Source organism: Enterobacter cloacae complex sp. I2 (assembly GCF_014896205.1).
GTDB classification, from domain to species: domain Bacteria; phylum Pseudomonadota; class Gammaproteobacteria; order Enterobacterales; family Enterobacteriaceae; genus Enterobacter; species Enterobacter quasihormaechei.
Window position 1 is genome coordinate 157,561 of sequence record NZ_JADBRA010000008.1, and the last position, 18,660, is coordinate 176,220.

Sequence of the window (18,660 nt, forward strand, 5' to 3'; positions counted from 1 at the left end):
GTTTTGTTGGTTTGATGTTAAATTGGTGTTTGAATTGTGTTTGGGAAGGACGAATATAGCCATGAAAATAACCTCTGCATTATTTTCATGGCATATTCAGGGGGATGGCTTTCTTTATTTAAGGCCGATTTGAATACTTATTCAGATCATAAACCGATAGCCAATACCGGTTTCTGTTAATAAATGACGCGGACGCGCGGGATCGGCTTCAAGTTTCTGGCGAAGGTGTCCCATATAAATGCGTAAATAGTGACTATGCTCAACAGCATTTGGCCCCCAGACCTGACTTAAGAGCTGTCGCTGCGTTAGCACTTTTCCATGGTTGTTGAGCAGCACGGCCAGCAGACGAAATTCGATGGGCGTGAGGTGAACCTCTTCTTCTCCCCGCACAATGCGGCGGGCAGCAAGATCGACGCGGATATCGCCAAAGGCGTACACCGGATCAGATGGGGTTGTGGCACTGTGACGACGCAGCGCCACACGAAGCCGGGCCTGTAGCTCGCCAATGCCAAACGGTTTGATCAGATAATCATCCGCTCCGGCATCCAGCGCGGCGATTTTATCCGCCTCTTCGATGCGGGCTGAAAGGACCAGAATCGGCATCTGGCTCCACTGACGCACTTCGCGAATAAAATCAATGCCGTCGCCATCCGGGAGCCCCAGATCCAGAATCACCAGGTCCGGCTTGCGGGTCGCGGCTTCGATTAACCCCCGTTGAAGCGTACCGGCTTCATGAACGCGCAAACCGTCGCCTTCCAGCGCGGTACGCAGAAATCGGCTGATAGCGAGCTCATCTTCAACAATCAGAACGTTAATCACATATCCTCTGGTAAATCATCAAGTTCTGGTGGAGTTTCAAGAGGAAGTGTAACACAAAAGCGTGCGCCACCTTCCGGGCGGTTCTCGGCTGAAATGGTGCCGCCATGCACGTCGACAATCGCCTGGCAGATCGCGAGCCCCAGCCCAACGCCCGGAATGGCGGATTCCTTATTGCCGCGCGCAAATTTTTCGAAAATGGCGCGCTCCTGACCCGCCGGAATACCCGGCCCGGTATCCCAGATCTCAAGCCGCAGCGTCTGTGTATCTACCCCGGCGGCGATCCCAATCTGCGCTTTTGCTCCGGCGTATTTAGCCGCGTTTTCCAGAAGATTAATCAGGACGCGCTCAAACAGCGGGCCATCAACATGTATGAGCGTCAGGGGTTCCGGCATGTTCAGCGCAATATGGCGTCCACCCAGACCCGGCTCCAGCATCTTCAGCGCGCTGCCGACAACCTCTTCAAGCGTAAGCCACTCTTTTTTTAGGTTAAAACCGCCGGACTGAATGCGCGCCATGTCCAGCAGGTTATTCACCAGGCGCGTGGTATTCAGCACGTGCTGGCGAATTTCGCTGGCCTGTACCGCGTGCTTCGACCCTTCCGCCGCCAGATCCAGCGTGAGAATTTCGGACTGACCAAACAGCACGGTGAGCGGGGTGCGCAGATCGTGGGAAAGCGCCGCCAGCAGCGAGTTGCGGATGCTTTCACGCTCGTTTGCCAGCCGCGCCTGCTCTTCGCTGGCGGTAAGCGCCAGCCGCTCAAGGGCGCTGGCGACCAGCAGGGTGAAGGTTTCCAGCAGGCGCTGCTGCTCGGGGATCATCAGCTGGCGTTGGTTAGACGGCTCCACGATGACCAGCCCGTGGTTTTTATCCGCGCTGCGCAGCGGCAGGATCTGGTAAGGCACGCCGGGCAGGGTGTCGGTTCCGGCACCGGCGGGTAACCCTTTGTCGAAGCTCCAGCGGGCAATCGCTTCATCCCACGGTGTCATGCCCGAAGGCGAGGTAAGCGGGCGAAGATGTCCGTGCTCGTCGGGGAGTAAAATCAGGTTGCTGGCATGAAACGTTGAGCGGATAAACTGCTCGCTGGTCTGGACGATATCCTGCTGCGTGCGGCCGACCGCCAGCGATTTTGACATTTCGTAAAGATGTCGCGTGCGCTGCTCGCGGTAGCGGGCAATGCGCGCCTGGTAGCGCACGCCCGCCGTCAGGTTCCCGATCACCAGCCCGACGGTAAGCATCACGGCAAAAGTCAGAATGTACTGCACGTCCGAGACGGCAAGCGTCCCGCGTGGCGCAATAAAGAACAGATCGAAGCTGACGACGTTGATCACCGTTGCCAGCACCGACGGCCAGCGGCCGTAAAAGAGGGCGACCACGACGACGCCCAGCAGATAAATCATGACCAGATTGGCGGCGTCGAAGGCGATCAGCCACTGGCTGGCAATCACCGTAATCAGGGCGCAGAGCACCACGGCCACCAGGCAGCCGCGGATCTGCATGCGCCATTTATCGCCAAAGGCGCGGGCGTCCGGCGCGCGGTTGGGCAGGGGAGCGGGCCTGTCATCCAGCGCGACGATGACTAAATCGAGATCCGGCGCGCGGCGGGCCAGCCTGTCGGCGAAAGATTCCCGGCTAAACCAGCGGCGATGCTGGCGACGCCCAATGACAATCTTGCCCAGGTTGTGCTCACGCGCGTAGCGCAGAATGGCTTTATCTTCCTGCGGATCGGAAAGGGTTGCGGTTTCCGCGCCCAGCTCCTGAGCCAGCCGCAGCGCGCTCAGAATGGCGCGGCGCTGATTCTCCGGCAGGGCGTGAAGCTGCGGCGTTTCGACGTATACCGCGTGCCACACGCTGCCAAACTTCGCCGCAAGCCGGGCGGCGGTGCGGACCAGCTTTTCATTGCCGCTGCCGTGGCCAATGCATAACAGAATGGCGTCCCGCGTGTGCCAGACGCGCTCTCGCCCCTGAAGGTCTCGCCAGGCGCGCATCTGATCATCAACGCGATCGGCAGTGCGGCGCAGGGCCAGCTCGCGCAGGGCAATCAGGTTTCCCTTGCGGAAGAAATGTTCGATGGCGCGTTCGGCCTGGCCGGCAATATACACCTTGCCTTCGTGCAGGCGCTGGCGCAGATCGTCCGGCGGCAGGTCAACCAGAACAACCTCATCGGCAGAATCAAAAAACGGATCGGGGACGGTCTCCCGCACCTGAATGCCGGTGACGCCGCTCACCACGTCGTTCAGGCTTTCCAGATGCTGAACATTCACCGTGGTGAAGACGTCGATGCCGGCTTCAAGCAGCTCCTCAACATCCTGCCAGCGCTTCGGATGACGCGAGCCCGGCGCGTTGCTGTGCGCCAGTTCGTCCATCAGAATGAGCGCAGGTCGGCGGGCGAGGGCGGCATCCAGATCGAACTCCGTGACCAGCCGCCCGCGATGGTTAATGCGCTGGGGCGGCTGCGTCGCCAGCCCCGTCAGCAGCGCCGCCGTCTCTTTGCGACCGTGGGTTTCCACCACGCCGATGAGAATATCAAGCCCCTGCGCCCGCAGCCGCTGGGCTTCCGTCAGCATGGCGAAGGTTTTCCCGACGCCCGCACAGGCACCGAAAAAAATTTTTAGCTTGCCGCGATGGGCTTCCGCCGTCTGTTCAAGCAGCCTGTCCGGATCCGGGCGCATGGGCTCGTCGGTCATTTAGTTTTTCCTTAGCGCGTCCAGCGCCAGATTCAGCTCAACAATGTTCACTACCGGCATGCCGATGAAGCTGACCAGCGGCTTTTGCGTGTGCTCTGCGACCAGCTTGCTCACCTGTTCGATGGGCAGCTGGCGGGCGGCGGCCACGCGCGGAATTTGCCATGCCGCCGCGTCCGGCGTCAGGCTGTAGTCCAGCCCGCTGGCCGACGCGGTGACCAGTTCAACCGGCACCTCACGGCTGGCCTGCGGATTGGCGGCGCGCAGGGCGGCAACGCGTTCAGCGATGGCTTTATCCAGCGCGGGATTGCTGCCTGCCAGATTGCTGCCGCCGGACGCCATTGGATTATACGGGCTTTCCGCAGTGGCGGAAGGGCGTCCCTGGAAGTAGCCTGCGCCCGTGAAGTTCTGCCCAATCAGGCGCGAGCCCCGGTTTTCACCGTTCTGGATAATCAGCGAGCCGTTGGCCTGGTCCTTAAACCACCACTGGCCGAGCGCCGTGGTCACCAGCGGGTAAAGCCCGCCGGTAATCAGAGACAGCAGAATAAACAACAGTATAGCGGGACGTAACATCGTCATTTGATTCACCTTTAAACCAGCCCAAACAGCGTTAACAGCACGTCGATAACCTTGATCCCGATAAAGGGCACCACCAGCCCACCCAGGCCGTAAATCCACAGGTTGCGGCGCAGCATGGCGGCGGCGGTCAGCGGCTTATAGCTCACCCCTTTCAGCGCCAGCGGGATGAGGAAGACAATGATCAGGGCGTTGAAAATCACCGCGCTCATGATGGCCGACGCCGGGGAGTGCAGGTGCATCACGTTCAGGGCGTTCAGCTGCGGATAGGTCGCCGCAAACGCTGCCGGGATAATGGCGAAATACTTCGCCACGTCGTTGGCGATACTGAATGTGGTCAGCGAGCCGCGCGTCATCAGCATCTGTTTGCCGATGTGCACCACTTCGATCAGCTTGGTCGGGTTCGAATCGAGGTCGACCATGTTGCCCGCCTCTTTTGCTGCCTGCGTACCGGAGTTCATCGCCACCGCCACGTCGGCCTGCGCCAGCGCCGGGGCGTCGTTAGTGCCGTCGCCGGTCATCGCCACCAGACGGCCTTCCGCCTGATACTGGCGAATGAGTGCCAGCTTGGCTTCCGGCGTCGCTTCGGAGAGAAAATCATCCACGCCCGCTTCGGCAGCAATGGCGGCCGCGGTGAGGCGGTTATCCCCGGTGATCATCACCGTTTTGATGCCCATCTTGCGCATCTGGGCGAAACGCTCCTTGATACCGCCTTTAACGATATCCTTCAGGGCTATCACGCCCAGCACGCTTGCTCCTTCCGCCACCACCAGAGGTGTCGCCCCCTGACGCGCCACGTTTTCAACCAGCTTGTCCACCTCAGGCGGGAAGTGGCCATTGTTTGCCTCAATATGACGACGAATGGCGTCAACGGACCCTTTACGGATCATCCGGTCCTGAATGTTGATCCCACTCATCCTGGTTTGCGCGGTAAACGGTACGAAGGTGGCGTGCAGGCTCTGCACGTCGCGCTGGCGCAGGTTGAAGCGCTGCTTGGCCAGGATCACGATGCTGCGGCCTTCCGGCGTTTCATCGGCCAGAGAGGAGAGTTGCGCCGCATCCGCCAGCGTTTTTTCATCCACGCCGGGGGCGGGTAAAAATTCAGATGCCTGACGATTCCCCAGGGTGATGGTTCCGGTTTTATCCAGCAGCAGCACGTCTACGTCGCCCGCCGCTTCCACGGCGCGTCCGCTGGTGGCGATAACGTTCGCGCCCAGCATGCGGCTCATCCCCGCCACGCCAATTGCGGAAAGCAGGCCGCCGATCGTCGTGGGGATAAGGCACACCAGCAGGGCCACCAGCACGGTAACGCTGACCGCCGTACCGCCGTAGGCGGAGAACGGCCACAGGGTCGCCGTTGCCAGCAGGAAGACGAGGGTAAGCGCCACCAGCAGAATGGTCAGGGCAATTTCGTTCGGCGTTTTACGACGCTGTGCGCCTTCGACCATAGCGATCATCCGGTCGAGGAAAGTTTCGCCCGGGTTAACGCTGCACTGGATCACCAGCCAGTCGGAAAGAATGCGGGTCCCGCCCGTTACGGAGGCGAAGTCGCCGCCGGACTCGCGGATCACCGGGGCGGATTCCCCGGTGATGGCGCTTTCGTCCACCGATGCACCGCCTTCAATGACCTCCCCGTCGCAGGGGATGATGTCGCCGGCTTCCACCAGCACCACGTCACCTTTACGCAGTTCATCCGCCGGAACGTGATCCATCTCCGCGCCATATTTCGGTTCACGTAATTTGCGCGCGAAAGCGGTCTTTTTTACCCCTTTCAGGCTGTTGGCCTGCGCTTTACTGCGGCCTTCTGCCAGCGCTTCGGCGAAGTTGGCGAACAGCACGGTAAACCACAGCCACAGGCTGATGGCGCCCGTAAAGGCTGCATTGCCTGCCAGGTGGCCCGTTCCCATGGCAATCGCCAGCGCGGTGGTGAGTAAGCTCCCCATCCAGACGATAAACATCACCGGGTTGTGCCACTGCACGCGCGGGCTCAGTTTTTTTACCGCATCCATAAGGGCCTGACGAACTAAGGACGGTTCGAGCAGGGCCAGTTGTTTACGACTCATGACAAATTCTCCGCAAAATCAGCGTAAAGAGAGAGTTTCCGCAACCGGGCCTAACGCGAGGGCGGGGATAAAGGTCAGGGCGCCCACCAGCAGGACGGTGCCAATCAGCAGGCCGACGAACAGCGCGCCGTGGGTCGGTAACGTACCGGCGGTGGTCGGCTGGATTTTCTTATTCACCAGTGCTCCAGCGATTGCCATGACGGGAATAATCACGCCGAAACGACCAACGAACATGCAGAACGCCAGCAGACAGTTCCAGAACGGCGAGTTAGCGCTTAGCCCGGCAAAGGCGCTGCCGTTGTTGTTGGCGGCGGACGACACGGCATACAGCACTTCGCTAAAGCCGTGGATGCCCGGGTTAAAGATGCCGCTGCGGCCTGCCTCGGTCATCAGCGCCAGGGCGGTGCCGAGCAGCACAAGGGCGGGGGTGACCAGGATCGCCAGCGCGGTTAACTTCATCTCGCGAACGTCGATTTTTTTACCGAGATACTCCGGCGTGCGGCCAATCATCAGCCCGGCGATAAACACTGCCAGCAGAACGAACAGCAGCATGCCGTACAGCCCCGAGCCGACCCCACCGAAGACCACTTCGCCAATCTGCATCAGCCACATCGGAATCATGCCGCCGAGCGCGGTGAAAGAGTCGTGCATGGCGTTCACCGCCCCGCAGGAGGCCGCCGTGGTGACCACCGCATAAAGGCTGCTGGCAAGAACGCCGAAGCGGCTCTCTTTGCCTTCCAGGTTGATATTGCTGTTGGCCCCCAGCGGCATGAAGTGGCTGTTGCCGTTCCATTCGGCCCACATCACCAGGGCTACGCAGACCACGAAGATGAGCGTCATTGCCCACAGCAGCGTGCGGCCCTGGCGGCGATCGTTAACCACATCACCAAAGGCGAAACAGAGCGCGGTGGGGATCAGGAAGATCGCCAGCATCTGCACAAAATTGGTCAATGCCGTTGGGTTTTCAAACGGATGTGATGAGTTGGCGTTGAAGAAGCCACCGCCGTTGGTGCCCAGCATCTTGATCGCTTCCTGCGATGCCACCGGCCCCATCGGCAGAAGTCCCCCGGTTCCTTCAAGCGAAGTGTAAGGGGTATAAGGCAGCAGGTTTTGCAGGGTGCCTTGCTGAATAAAGAACAGGGCAATAAGCAGCGCAACAGGAACCAGGATCCAAAGGGTAATGCGCGTGACATCAACCCAGGCGTTGCCGAGCGTGCTGACATTCTGGCGGGCAAACGCGCGCGTCAGGGCGAAGATCACCGCGATACCGCTGGCCGCAGACAGAAAGTTTTGCACGGTTAACCCGGCCATCTGGCTGAAGTAGCTGAGCGTCGTTTCACCGGCGTAAGACTGCCAGTTAGTGTTGGTCACAAAGCTGACCGCCGTGTTCAGCGCCAGGTGCCAGGATAAACCCGGTAGCCGTTGCGGGTTCAACGGCAGGCTCCCCTGGAGCATGAGCATCGCAAAAAGGGCAATAAGCCCCATGATATTCAGCAGCAGTATCGCCATCAGATACTGACGCCAGTTCATTTCCCGGTCGTTTATACCTGAAACGCGCCAGAGCACATTTTCAATCGTTCTCGTGCCCGGCAATGGCGCATTGCCGATCAGCCGCGCCAGCGCGGTTCCCAGCGGCCTGGAGAGCACAAACAGCACCAGTAAAAAGCTGGCAATAAGCAAAAACGCCTGAGCAGCCATCAGAATGCCTCCGCATTAATCAGGGCATAAATCAGATAAGCCATTAACAGGAACACCAGCACGATGCCGGCAATCAGACCTGCACTCACACTCCACCTCCGGGTGACATTTGTAATGGTGCTAACGGTAGGATTTACGGCGCAAAGATTTCGCAAAAATCGGGGGGAGGGGTGTAAAAAAAGTATAAAAATGGAAAGCCCACAATTTAACTATTGATAAGTAAATCGTTAACTTTTTTGTAACTTAATTACGGCGTGAGTGTAAATATTCACTAAATGGATGAAAATAAGTGGTCGGATGAGTAGTAAAATTACACGCAAAGCGATATTATTTTATCCAGCTCACAAATTTTGAATTTTCCGGATGACGTTTCCGGCCAACTATAGGGGAGAAAATATGGATCTTTATAAAGAGTATCCGGCTCATATCGTGTTCATGCGTCGCACTTTCGCCGTAGTGGCTGGCGTGCTGGCCCTGCCGGTGATGCTGTTCTGGAAAGATCGCGCGCGTTTTTACAGTTACCTGCACCGCGTCTGGGCGAAAACCAGCGAAAAGCCGGTGTGGATGGATCAGGCCGAGAAAGCAACCTGCGATTTCTACTGATACGACGCGACATCGTAGCCATAAAAAAACCGCCAACGACAATGTGGCGGTTTTTTTGTCCCTCGGGATTCGCGGTCCGTTGGGGGCTTCAGGCCCTCGTCAGAGGTTACAGGCATCTATTTAGCCCTCCCACTTGCCGGGTGACGCTGCGCTTACCCGGCCTACACAGTGCAAAGATATCAATGCATTGCATGTTTCACTGTAGGCCCGTGCAAGCGTAGCGCCGCCGGGCGAAACGCACAACAAGCACTTTGTTAGCAGTCTGTAAGGCCGCCTCGGGCGGCCTTTTTTATTTCATCCCGTCTACACTTCATGGCAAAGTAGTTCAATGCATGCCTTTTTCCTTTTACGGCATGCCCTTACGGACATAATGGACAATTGCCAGGAGTTTTATGCCCACCCATCTGGTTTGGTTTCGCGCGGATTTACGCATTCACGACAACATCGCTCTCGCGGCGGCCTGCCGCGCCAAAGACGCGAATGTGCTGGCCCTGTTTATCGCCACGCCAGAGCAGTGGCAGCAGCATGATATGGCGCCCCGGCAAGCGTCTTTGCTCAGCGCGTATCTGAATGACCTGCAACATTCACTGGCCGAAAAAGGCATCCCGCTTATCTATGAAGAGGTGAACGATTTTGCCGCACAGCTTCAGACGGTGCAGGCAATCTGTAAGCAGCACGCGGTAACGCGTCTTTTTTACAACTACCAGTACGAATTTAACGAGCAGCAGCGCGACCGTCAGCTGGAGAAAACCCTTACGGGCGTGGTTTGTGAAGGCTTTGATGACAGCGTGATGCTCGCGCCGGGCAGCGTGATGACCGGCAATCACGAGATGTATAAAGTTTTCACGCCGTTTAAAAATGCGTTTATCAAGCGCCTGAAAGAGGGGCTACCCGAGTGCGTTCCCGCGCCAGCCGTGAGAGGGGATACGATAACGGATCTGACTGAAATCACAGTGAATTATCCTCAGCAGTCGTTCGATGAAGCGTTATTTCCTGCCAGCGAGAAAGCGGCTATTGCCCAGTTGCGTCAGTTCTGCAAGCAGGGGGCGGCACAATACGAGGCGCGTCGGGATTTTCCAGCGATTGAAGGCACCAGCCGCCTGTCGGCCTGTTTAGCGCTGGGCGTGCTCTCTCCGCGCCAGTGTTTGCATCGGCTGCTGGCGGAACAGCCTCAGGCGCTTGACGGGGGCGCTGGTGCTGTGTGGCTGAACGAACTGATTTGGCGTGAGTTTTACCGTCACCTGATGACGTATCATCCTTATTTATGTAAACATCGCCCCTTCATTCGTTGGACCGAACAGGTACAGTGGCAGTTGGATGATAAGCTGCTTAAGGCATGGCAGCGTGGACTCACCGGCTTCCCGATTGTTGATGCGGCTATGCGGCAGCTCAACGAAACCGGATGGATGCATAACCGTCTGCGAATGATTACCGCCAGCTTCCTGGTGAAGGATCTGCTTATCGACTGGCGAACCGGAGAGCGTTATTTTATGTCTCAGCTGATCGATGGCGATCTGGCGGCGAATAACGGCGGCTGGCAGTGGGCGGCCTCCACCGGAACGGATGCGGCTCCCTATTTTCGGATCTTCAATCCGACCACGCAGGGACAACGATTTGATGCTGACGGCGAGTTTATCCGTCGCTGGCTACCTGAGCTTAAGGATGTCCCCGCCAAAGCCATTCATGAACCCTGGACATGGGCGGATAAACAGCGCGTTACCCTGAACTATCCCCGTCCGATTGTCGACCATAAACAGGCGCGCGTCGCCACGCTGGCGGCGTACGAAGCCGCCCGAAAAGCTTGAGAGAGTGATGATGAAAAACAGTGAACTGGAACGCCTGATTAACGAAAAACTTAACACCGCCTCGTTTAGCGACTACGGCCCGAATGGCTTGCAGGTTGAGGGACGCGACACGGTGCAAAAAATCATCACCGGCGTGACGGCAAGCCAGGCGCTGCTGGATGAGGCGGTGCGTCAGGAAGCCGATGCGGTGATCGTCCATCACGGTTACTTCTGGAAAAACGAATCGCCGATTATTCGCGGCATGAAGCGCAACCGCCTCAAAACGCTGCTGGCGAATGACATCAACCTGTACGGGTACCACCTGCCGCTCGACGCGCATCCTGAACTGGGTAATAACGTCCAGCTTGCGCAGCTGTTGGGGATTACCGTGATGGGGGAAATTGAACCCCTGGTGCCGTGGGGCGAGCTGTCGATGCCGGTACCGGGGCTGGAGCTGGCCTCGTGGATCGAAGCGCGCCTGGGACGTCGTCCGCTGTGGTGCGGCGACACCGGGCCGGATACCGTGAAGCGCGTGGCATGGTGCACCGGCGGCGGTCAGGGCTTTATTGACAGTGCGGCACGCTTCGGTGTCGATGCGTTTATTACCGGCGAAGTTTCCGAGCAGACCATTCATTCCGCGCGTGAACAAGGCCTGCACTTTTACGCGGCAGGCCATCATGCCACCGAGCGCGGCGGCATCCGCGCCCTCAGCGAGTGGCTGACGGAAAATACCGATCTGGATGTGACGTTTATTGATATCCCTAATCCGGCCTGATGAGAGGTAGTTAAGTGCAGCGAGCGCGTTGTTATCTTCTGGGTGAAACCGCGGTAGTTCTGGAGCTTGAGCCTCCGGTGACGCTTGCCACGCAAAAGCGTATCTGGCGCCTGGCTCAGCGGCTGCCCGAGCTACCCGGCGTGGTTGAAGCTATTCCGGGTATGAATAATATCACCGTGGTGCTACGCGATCCGCACACCGGGGCGCTGGATGCCATAGAGCGTCTGCAACGCTGGTGGGAGGAGAGCGAGGCGCTGGAGCCGGAATCGCGGGCGATTGAGATCCCGGTTGTCTATGGCGGCAAAGGTGGCCCTGACCTTGGCGTGGTGGCGGAACACTGTGGATTAACGGAAAAGCAGGTCGTCGAGCTGCACAGCTCAGTCGACTATGTTGTCTGGTTTTTAGGTTTCCAGCCGGGCTTCCCCTATCTTGGCGGGTTATCGCCCCAGCTACACACCCCGCGCCGGGCTGAGCCGCGCCTGAGCGTACCGGCGGGCAGCGTGGCGATTGGTGGCGAACAAACGGGAATTTACCCGCTCGCTTCGCCGGGCGGCTGGCAGCTTATCGGGCACACGTCCACGCCGTTATTTGAACCCGGCCATGATGCGCCAATACTCCTGCGTCCGGGGGATACCCTGCGCTTTATCCCGCAGAAGGAGGGAGTATGTTAACGCTTATCCGTGCAGGGCTTTACACCTCGGTACAGGATGCCGGCCGTTTTGGCCTGCGTCAGTCCGGCGTGAGCTACTGCGGCGCGCTCGATCGTCCTTCGCTGGAGATTGCCAACCTGCTGGTAGGCAACCCAGGCAGCACGGCGGCGTTAGAAATTACGCTGGGTCAGTGCGTTATTGAGTTTGGTGAGGAAACCTGGTTTGCCTTAACCGGCGCGGGCTGTGACGCGACGCTGGACGGCAAAGCGGTGTGGACCGGCTGGCGATTGCGGGCGAAAGCCGGGCAGCGTCTGACGCTTAAGCGTCCTCTGCACGGCGTGCGCAGCTATCTTGCCGTGGCGGGGGGCATCGACGTGCCGGAGGTGTTGGGCTCATCCAGCACTGACCAGAAAGCGGGAATGGGCGGCCATGAAGGACGGCTACTGCGCGACGGCGATCGTCTGGCGATTAAGCCCTCAGCGCGCCATTTCACCACCACGCAGGGCGTCAAGCAGTTGCTGTGGGGGAACGTGATCCGCGCCTTGCCGGGACCGGAATATCAGGAGTTTGATGAAGCCTCAAAAGAGTCTTTCTGGCGCTCGCCGTGGAAGATCAGCCCGCAGAGTAACCGTATGGGTTACCGGCTTCAGGGGCAGCCGCTGACCCGCACGACTGACCGGGAGCTACTGTCCCACGGGCTGCTGCCGGGGGTGATTCAGGTGCCGGGCAACGGGCAGCCCATCGTTCTGATGAACGACGCGCAAACTACCGGCGGCTATCCGCGTATTGCCTGCATTATCGAAGCGGATCGCTACCATCTGGCGCAAATCCCTCTCGGTCAGCCGATTCATTTTGTGCAATGTACGCTGGAGGAGGCGCTGAAGGCCCGGCAGGATCGGCAGCGCTATCTCGAACAGCTGGCGTGGAGGCTTGATGGTAAAGATTGATTTAAACGCCGATCTGGGGGAGGGCAGCAGCGCCGATGCGGCGCTGATGACGCTGGTCTCCTCGGTCAACATCGCCTGCGGTTTTCATGCCGGCGATGCGCAGACTATGCTGGAAAGCGTACGCAATGCTATGAAAAACGGCGTGGCGATTGGCGCTCACCCCAGCTTTCCCGACCGGGAGAACTTTGGCCGTACGGCGATGGATCTCCCGCCGGAGACGGTCTACGCTCAGGTGCTCTACCAGATCGGCGCGCTGGAGGCGATAGTGCGCGCTGAGCATGGCGTGCTGCGTCACGTCAAGCCGCACGGCATGCTCTATAACCAGGCAGCGAAAGATCCGGCGCTGGCGGAGGCGATTGCCCGCGCGGTGCGGGACTGCAATCCTCAGCTGATTCTGGTTGGCCTGGCGGGTAGCGAGCTTATTCGTGCCGGAGAGCGGCTGGGGCTGTCGACGCGGCAGGAAGTCTTTGCCGATCGGGGATACATGCCGGACGGCAGCCTGGTGCCGCGCACGCAGGCCGGTGCGCTGATTACCGACGAAAATAAAGCGCTGGCGCAGACGCTGGAGATGGTGCGCGCTGGGCGGGTGACCGCCGTGGATGGAACATCCGCAAATGTTCAGGCCGATACGGTGTGTTTACACGGCGACGGGGAGCATGCGCTCCAGTTTGCGAGACGCCTGCGGGCGGCGTTCTCTGAAGAGGGCATTCTCGTCAGCGCAGATTGATGATAAAAGGACAATAACATGCCTGAAGGTCCGGAGATCCGCCGCGCGGCGGATAGCCTGGAGGCGGCGATAAAGGGTAAACCTCTGACCGATGTCTGGTTTGCCTTTCCTCAACTAAAACCGTTTGAAACAGCGCTGGTGGGACAGACGGTGACCCACATTGAAACGCGCGGCAAAGCGTTGCTCACGCACTTTTCCCATAACCTGACGTTATATAGCCATAATCAGCTTTACGGCGTCTGGCGCGTGGTGGAGGCGGACGAGCAGCCGCAAACGACGCGCGTGCTGCGCGTCCGGTTACAAACGGCGGATAAGGCGATCCTGCTCTACAGCGCCTCTGATATCGAAATGTTAACGCCGGAGCAGCTGCTGACGCATCCGTTCTTACAGCGCGTCGGGCCGGACGTGCTGGACATGCGCCTGACGGCGAGCGATGTTAAAGCCCGGCTATTGTCTCCCCAGTTCCGCAACCGCCAGTTTTCCGGGCTGTTGCTCGATCAGGCGTTTCTTGCCGGGCTGGGAAACTACCTGCGGGTGGAGATCCTCTGGGAAGTGGGGCTGGCGCCGCAGCGCAAGGCGTCGCAGCTGAGCGATGAAAAGCTGGAGGCGCTGTCGCACGCGCTGCTGGACATTCCGCGGCTGTCGTACAATACGCGCGGCATCGTAGATGAAAACAAGCATCACGGGGCGCTGTTCCGCTTTAAGGTGTTCCATCGGGCGGGGAAAAAGTGCGAGCGGTGCGGCGGAGTGATTGAGAAGGCTACGATCTCTTCCAGACCGTTTTACTGGTGTCCCCGGTGCCAGATGTAAAAAAGCCGGGTGGCGGCCACGCCTTACCCGGCCTACATTTCGCACTTGTAGGCCCGGCAAGCGAAGCGCCGCCGGGCGTGTTTTTTTAGCGATTAATATCAGACTTAAAATCACGCTGCTCGTAGCCGGTGTACAGCTGACGAGGACGGGCGATTTTCATGCCTTCGCTGTGCATTTCGTTCCAGTGCGCAATCCAGCCCACGGTACGCGCCATGGCGAAGATCACGGTGAACATGGAAGACGGAATGCCCATCGCTTTCAGAATAATGCCAGAGTAGAAATCGACGTTCGGGTAGAGTTTCTTCTCGATGAAGTACGGGTCGTTCAGTGCGATGTGTTCCAGCTCCATCGCCACTTCCAGCAGATCGTCTTTGGTGCCCAGCTCTTTCAACACTTCGTGGCAGGTCTCACGCATAACGGTCGCGCGCGGGTCGTAGTTTTTGTAAACACGGTGACCGAAGCCCATCAGGCGGAAGGAGTCATTCTTGTCTTTCGCACGACGTACGAACTCTGGAATGTGCTCCACAGAGCTGATCTCTTCCAGCATCTTCAACGCCGCTTCGTTCGCGCCGCCGTGCGCCGGTCCCCACAGGGAGGCGATGCCCGCAGCGATACAGGCGAACGGGTTCGCGCCTGAAGAGCCTGCGGTACGAACGGTAGACGTTGACGCGTTCTGCTCGTGATCAGCGTGCAGGATCAGAATACGGTCCATCGCGCGTTCCAGCACCGGGTTCACTTCATACTCTTCGCACGGCGTGGAGAACATCATGCGCAGGAAGTTGCCGGCGTAGGAGAGGTCGTTGCGCGGATACACAAACGGCTGGCCGATGGAGTATTTGTAACACATCGCCGCCATCGTAGGCATTTTGGAGAGCAGACGGAACGCCGCGATATCACGATGACGTGGGTTATTCACGTCCAGAGAATCGTGGTAGAACGCCGCCAGCGCACCGGTGATACCGCACATGACCGCCATCGGGTGAGAGTCACGACGGAACGCATGGAACAGACGGGTAATCTGCTCATGGATCATGGTGTGACGGGTCACGGTGGTTTTGAATTCATCGTACTGCGCCTGCGTCGGTTTTTCGCCGTTCAGCAGGATGTAGCACACTTCCAGATAGTTGGATTCGGTGGCTAACTGATCGATGGGGAAACCGCGATGGAGCAGGATACCTTCGTCACCGTCAATGTAGGTGATTTTGGATTCGCAAGATGCGGTGGAGGTGAATCCAGGGTCAAAGGTGAATACCCCTTTGGAACCCAGCGTACGGATATCAATAACATCCTGACCGAGCGTGCCTTTTAGCACATCCAGTTCAATAGCATCATCACCATTTAGGGTGAGTTTTGCCTTTGTATCAGCCATTTACGGTCTCCTTAGCGCCTTATGCTTAAGACTGCTTTTCACCGGATTTGCCTTCAGCTGTTAATCACCGTTACCAGATTGTTATTTGGCTTACCGCTCAGCTCACGAGGAGAAACCAGGGTACAGAGCTATGGCGCCTTGCAGGTAAACGAATGAAATATCAGTGAAACAACAGCAAATCAGCGTTTTTGCAGTCCGAATTATTCAAACCTGTATATCACTAATAACTGTCCTGATAACTTCGGTCAATACCATCACACTGTTACATAACTATTTGTCAGGTGAAAGAGAGACCTCATAACTTTTGCGCATTATATGCCTTTTCTGATGACGTTTGTAACAATATTGTTTAACATTTGTCAAATCAGATGATTAAAATTTAAAAAGATGTTGTTATCGTGACCCCGATCACTGTTCCAGAGAAAACCCAACAAACTGTATGTAGGTTAATTGTAATGATTTTGTGAACGGCCTATACTGCCGCCAGGTCTCCGGAACACCCTGCAATCCCGAGCCACCCAGCGTTGTAACGTGTCGTTTAAGCATTTGGAAGCAATGTTTTGCATGACGCGCAGTTATAGAAAAGGAACGCTGTCTGACCCGCATCGCAGTCCGGAGGAAGGAAACAATAAGAACAGCATGTGGGCGTTATTCATGATAAGAAATGTGAAAAAACAAAGACCTGTCAATCTGGATCTGAAAACGATCCGATTCCCTGTAACAGCAATAGCGTCCATTCTGCACCGCGTTTCTGGTGTGATTACGTTTGTGGCGGTCGGTATTTTGTTGTGGTTACTGGGAACCAGCCTCTCCTCTCCTGAAGGATTCCTCCAGGCCTCGGCCATCATGAACAGCTTCTTCGTGAAATTTATCATGTGGGGCATTCTGACCGCGCTGGCCTATCACGTTGTTGGCGGTGTACGCCACATGCTGATGGACTTTGGCTATCTGGAAGAGACGTTCGAGGCCGGGAAACGTACCGCGAACATTTCATTTGTGATCACTGTCGTGCTTTCACTTCTCGCAGGAGTTCTCGTATGGTAAGCAACGCCTCCGCATTAGGACGCAACGGCGTACATGACTTCATTCTGGTCCGCGCTACCGCCATCGTCCTCACGCTTTACATCATCTATATGATCGGTTTCTTCGCGACCAGCGGGACGCTGACGTGGGAAATCTGGATTGGTTTCTTCGGATCGGCCTTCACCAAAGTGTTCACCCTGCTGGCCCTGTTCTCCATCCTTATTCATGCCTGGATCGGCATGTGGCAGGTGTTGACCGATTACGTTAAACCGCTGGCGATTCGCCTTCCGCTGCAACTGATTATTGTTGTTGCTCTGCTGGTTTACGTCATTTATGGATTTGTTGTGGTGTGGGGTGTGTAATGAAACTGCCAGTCAGAGAATTTGATGCTGTTGTGATTGGTGCGGGTGGCGCAGGTATGCGCGCCGCACTGCAAATTTCCCAGAGCGGCCAGACCTGTGCGCTGCTCTCTAAAGTATTCCCGACCCGTTCCCACACTGTGTCTGCGCAGGGCGGTATCACCGTAGCGCTGGGTAACTCCCATGAAGATAACTGGGAATGGCACATGTACGACACGGTAAAAGGTTCCGATTACATCGGCGACCAGGATGCCATCGAATATATGTGTAAAACCGGCCCGGAAGCGATTCTGGAGCTGGACCATATGGGTCTGCCGTTCTCCCGTCTGGAAAACGGTACCATCTATCAGCGTCCGTTTGGCGGCCAGTCGAAAAACTTCGGCGGCGAGCAGGCGGCACGCACCGCGGCGGCGGCTGACCGTACCGGTCACGCGCTGCTGCACACGCTGTACCAGCAGAACCTGAAAAACCATACCACCATCTTCTCCGAGTGGTATGCGCTGGATCTGGTGAAAAACGCCGATGGCGCCGTGGTGGGGTGTACCGCACTGTGCATCGAAACCGGTGAAGTGGTTTACTTCAAAGCCCGCGCGACCGTGCTGGCGACCGGCGGCGCAGGCCGTATTTATCAGTCCACCACTAACGCCCACATCAACACCGGTGACGGCGTCGGTATGGCTATTCGCGCCGGCGTGCCGGTGCAGGACATGGAGATGTGGCAGTTCCACCCAACCGGTATTGCCGGCGCGGGCGTGCTGGTCACTGAAGGTTGCCGCGGTGAAGGTGGCTACCTGCTGAACAAACACGGCGAGCGCTTCATGGAGCGTTATGCGCCAAACGCGAAAGACCTGGCGGGTCGCGACGTGGTGGCGCGTTCCATCATGATCGAAATCCGTGAAGGCCGCGGCTGCGATGGCCCATGGGGTCCACACGCGAAGCTGAAGCTCGACCATCTGGGTAAAGAGGTGCTGGAATCCCGTCTGCCGGGCATCCTGGAGCTGTCCCGCACCTTCGCCCACGTCGACCCGGTTAAAGAGCCGATTCCGGTTATCCCAACCTGCCACTACATGATGGGCGGTATCCCGACCAAAGTGACCGGTCAGGCGCTGACCGTGAACGAGCAGGGCGAAGACGTGGTCATTCCTGGCCTGTTCGCGGTAGGCGAAATCGCCTGCGTATCCGTTCACGGCGCAAACCGTCTGGGCGGCAACTCCCTGCTGGACCTGGTGGTATTTGGTCGTGCGGTGGGTCTGCATCTTCAGGAGTCCATCGCCGAGCAGGGCGCGCTGCGTGATGCAACCGACGACGAAATCGACGCCTCTCTTGAACGCCTCAACCGCTGGAACGGCAACCGTAACGGCGAAGATCCGGTGGAAATCCGTAAGGCGTTGCAGGAATGTATGCAGCACAACTTCTCGGTATTCCGTGAAGGTGATGCAATGGCCAAAGGGCTTGAGCAGCTGAAAGCGATTCGCGAGCGTCTGAAGAATGCCCGTCTGGACGACACCTCCAGCGAGTTCAACACCCAGCGCGTCGAATGCCTGGAGCTGGATAACCTGATGGAAACCGCCTTCGCGACCGCGATGTCGGCAAACTTCCGTACCGAAAGCCGTGGCGCGCATAGCCGCTTCGACTTCCCGGATCGTGATGACGAAAACTGGCTGTGCCATTCCCTGTATCTGCCAGAGTCGGAAACCATGACGCGCCGTAGCGTTAACATGGAACCGAAACTGCGTCCGGCGTTCCCGCCGAAGATTCGTACTTACTAATGCGGAG

At 57.9% G+C, this 18,660-nt stretch carries 17 protein-coding genes; 10 read left to right on the plus strand and 7 right to left on the minus strand.

Translation table 11 applies throughout. The features are described 5' to 3' along the window. Positions 1-141: 141 nt before the first annotated feature. The 6 genes from kdpE to kdpF are packed head-to-tail and all read right to left on the minus strand — an operon-like array spanning position 142 to position 7,926. The gene (gene kdpE / locus IM300_RS09220; protein ID WP_193036241.1) at positions 142-819 is read right to left on the minus strand and encodes a two-component system response regulator KdpE; all 678 of its coding nucleotides are present in this window, start codon (positions 817-819) and stop codon (positions 142-144) included. Beyond that, a complete protein-coding gene (gene kdpD, locus IM300_RS09225; protein WP_193036243.1) occupies positions 816-3,503 on the minus strand; it encodes a two-component system sensor histidine kinase KdpD in 2,688 nt (895 codons plus the stop codon). The genes kdpE and kdpD overlap by 4 nt, the downstream gene beginning before the upstream one ends. Then, complete coding sequence (gene kdpC, locus IM300_RS09230; RefSeq protein ID WP_064910823.1) at positions 3,504-4,079, minus strand: potassium-transporting ATPase subunit KdpC; 576 nt, start codon at positions 4,077-4,079, stop codon at positions 3,504-3,506. Between the two features lie 11 nt (positions 4,080-4,090). Continuing rightward, entirely contained in the window at positions 4,091-6,139 is a 2,049-nt protein-coding gene (gene kdpB, locus IM300_RS09235; RefSeq protein WP_131636184.1) for a potassium-transporting ATPase subunit KdpB, read from the minus strand. Positions 6,140-6,157: 18 nt separating this feature from the next. Then, entirely contained in the window at positions 6,158-7,837 is a 1,680-nt protein-coding gene (kdpA, locus tag IM300_RS09240) for a potassium-transporting ATPase subunit KdpA (protein ID WP_193036245.1), read from the minus strand. Continuing rightward, a complete protein-coding gene (kdpF, locus tag IM300_RS22800) occupies positions 7,837-7,926 on the minus strand; it encodes a K(+)-transporting ATPase subunit F (RefSeq protein ID WP_080473261.1) in 90 nt (29 codons plus the stop codon). Before kdpF ends, kdpA begins: the two co-directional genes overlap by 1 nt. Positions 7,927-8,233: 307 nt before the next feature. Between kdpF and IM300_RS09250 the strand changes: the two genes are divergently transcribed. The 7 genes from IM300_RS09250 to nei all read left to right on the plus strand — a co-directional run bounded on the left by IM300_RS09250 (position 8,234) and on the right by nei (position 14,133). Beyond that, on the plus strand, positions 8,234-8,440 hold the full coding sequence (locus IM300_RS09250) for a YbfA family protein (protein WP_014069366.1): 207 nt from the start codon (positions 8,234-8,236) through the stop codon (positions 8,438-8,440). A gap of 392 nt (positions 8,441-8,832) precedes the next feature. Further along, on the plus strand, positions 8,833-10,245 hold the full coding sequence (phrB, locus tag IM300_RS09255; protein ID WP_193036247.1) for a deoxyribodipyrimidine photo-lyase: 1,413 nt from the start codon (positions 8,833-8,835) through the stop codon (positions 10,243-10,245). A gap of 10 nt (positions 10,246-10,255) precedes the next feature. Further along, entirely contained in the window at positions 10,256-10,999 is a 744-nt protein-coding gene (locus IM300_RS09260; protein ID WP_064910841.1) for a type 2 GTP cyclohydrolase I, read from the plus strand. Positions 11,000-11,013: 14 nt separating this feature from the next. Next, on the plus strand, positions 11,014-11,670 hold the full coding sequence (pxpB, locus tag IM300_RS09265) for a 5-oxoprolinase subunit PxpB (protein ID WP_102750583.1): 657 nt from the start codon (positions 11,014-11,016) through the stop codon (positions 11,668-11,670). Continuing rightward, the gene (pxpC, locus tag IM300_RS09270) at positions 11,664-12,596 is read left to right on the plus strand and encodes a 5-oxoprolinase subunit PxpC (RefSeq protein WP_112792599.1); all 933 of its coding nucleotides are present in this window, start codon (positions 11,664-11,666) and stop codon (positions 12,594-12,596) included. Before pxpB ends, pxpC begins: the two co-directional genes overlap by 7 nt. Next, the gene (gene pxpA, locus IM300_RS09275; protein ID WP_193036249.1) at positions 12,583-13,323 is read left to right on the plus strand and encodes a 5-oxoprolinase subunit PxpA; all 741 of its coding nucleotides are present in this window, start codon (positions 12,583-12,585) and stop codon (positions 13,321-13,323) included. Before pxpC ends, pxpA begins: the two co-directional genes overlap by 14 nt. Positions 13,324-13,341: 18 nt before the next feature. Further along, entirely contained in the window at positions 13,342-14,133 is a 792-nt protein-coding gene (nei, locus tag IM300_RS09280; RefSeq protein ID WP_112792597.1) for an endonuclease VIII, read from the plus strand. 85 nt (positions 14,134-14,218) lie between these two features. Here the strand turns inward: nei and IM300_RS09285 are convergent, their stop codons facing one another. Further along, on the minus strand, positions 14,219-15,502 hold the full coding sequence (locus tag IM300_RS09285) for a citrate synthase (protein ID WP_193036251.1): 1,284 nt from the start codon (positions 15,500-15,502) through the stop codon (positions 14,219-14,221). Positions 15,503-16,141: 639 nt separating this feature from the next. On the opposite strand from IM300_RS09285, the gene sdhC reads away from it, so the two are divergent. Genes sdhC through sdhA form a run of 3 tightly spaced genes read left to right on the plus strand, consistent with a single transcriptional unit; the run spans position 16,142 to position 18,653 of the window. Then, positions 16,142-16,546: a succinate dehydrogenase cytochrome b556 subunit gene (gene sdhC, locus IM300_RS09290; RefSeq protein WP_026080740.1), complete on the plus strand. Its 405-nt coding sequence runs from the start codon at positions 16,142-16,144 to the stop codon at positions 16,544-16,546. Further along, positions 16,540-16,887 carry a succinate dehydrogenase membrane anchor subunit gene (sdhD, locus tag IM300_RS09295; protein WP_193036253.1) on the plus strand — a complete coding sequence of 116 codons (348 nt, stop codon included), beginning with the start codon at positions 16,540-16,542 and terminating at the stop codon, positions 16,885-16,887. Before sdhC ends, sdhD begins: the two co-directional genes overlap by 7 nt. Next, entirely contained in the window at positions 16,887-18,653 is a 1,767-nt protein-coding gene (gene sdhA / locus IM300_RS09300; protein WP_003858619.1) for a succinate dehydrogenase flavoprotein subunit, read from the plus strand. Before sdhD ends, sdhA begins: the two co-directional genes overlap by 1 nt. Positions 18,654-18,660 lie beyond the last annotated feature (7 nt).

What these genes read in the sequence shown, in the direction of transcription:
- kdpC (WP_064910823.1), bottom strand. Translation starts at nt 4,079, where the DNA reads ATGACGATGTTACGTCCCGCTATACTGTTGTTTATTCTGCTGTCTCTG.
- kdpA (WP_193036245.1), bottom strand. Translation starts at nt 7,837, where the DNA reads ATGGCTGCTCAGGCGTTTTTGCTTATTGCCAGCTTTTTACTGGTGCTG.
- kdpB (WP_131636184.1), bottom strand. Translation starts at nt 6,139, where the DNA reads ATGAGTCGTAAACAACTGGCCCTGCTCGAACCGTCCTTAGTTCGTCAG.
- IM300_RS09250 (WP_014069366.1), top strand. Translation starts at nt 8,234, where the DNA reads ATGGATCTTTATAAAGAGTATCCGGCTCATATCGTGTTCATGCGTCGC.
- kdpD (WP_193036243.1), bottom strand. Translation starts at nt 3,503, where the DNA reads ATGACCGACGAGCCCATGCGCCCGGATCCGGACAGGCTGCTTGAACAG.
- sdhC (WP_026080740.1), top strand. Translation starts at nt 16,142, where the DNA reads ATGTGGGCGTTATTCATGATAAGAAATGTGAAAAAACAAAGACCTGTC.
- pxpA (WP_193036249.1), top strand. Translation starts at nt 12,583, where the DNA reads ATGGTAAAGATTGATTTAAACGCCGATCTGGGGGAGGGCAGCAGCGCC.
- pxpC (WP_112792599.1), top strand. Translation starts at nt 11,664, where the DNA reads ATGTTAACGCTTATCCGTGCAGGGCTTTACACCTCGGTACAGGATGCC.
- nei (WP_112792597.1), top strand. Translation starts at nt 13,342, where the DNA reads ATGCCTGAAGGTCCGGAGATCCGCCGCGCGGCGGATAGCCTGGAGGCG.
- IM300_RS09285 (WP_193036251.1), bottom strand. Translation starts at nt 15,502, where the DNA reads ATGGCTGATACAAAGGCAAAACTCACCCTAAATGGTGATGATGCTATT.
- sdhA (WP_003858619.1), top strand. Translation starts at nt 16,887, where the DNA reads ATGAAACTGCCAGTCAGAGAATTTGATGCTGTTGTGATTGGTGCGGGT.
- phrB (WP_193036247.1), top strand. Translation starts at nt 8,833, where the DNA reads ATGCCCACCCATCTGGTTTGGTTTCGCGCGGATTTACGCATTCACGAC.
- sdhD (WP_193036253.1), top strand. Translation starts at nt 16,540, where the DNA reads ATGGTAAGCAACGCCTCCGCATTAGGACGCAACGGCGTACATGACTTC.
- IM300_RS09260 (WP_064910841.1), top strand. Translation starts at nt 10,256, where the DNA reads ATGAAAAACAGTGAACTGGAACGCCTGATTAACGAAAAACTTAACACC.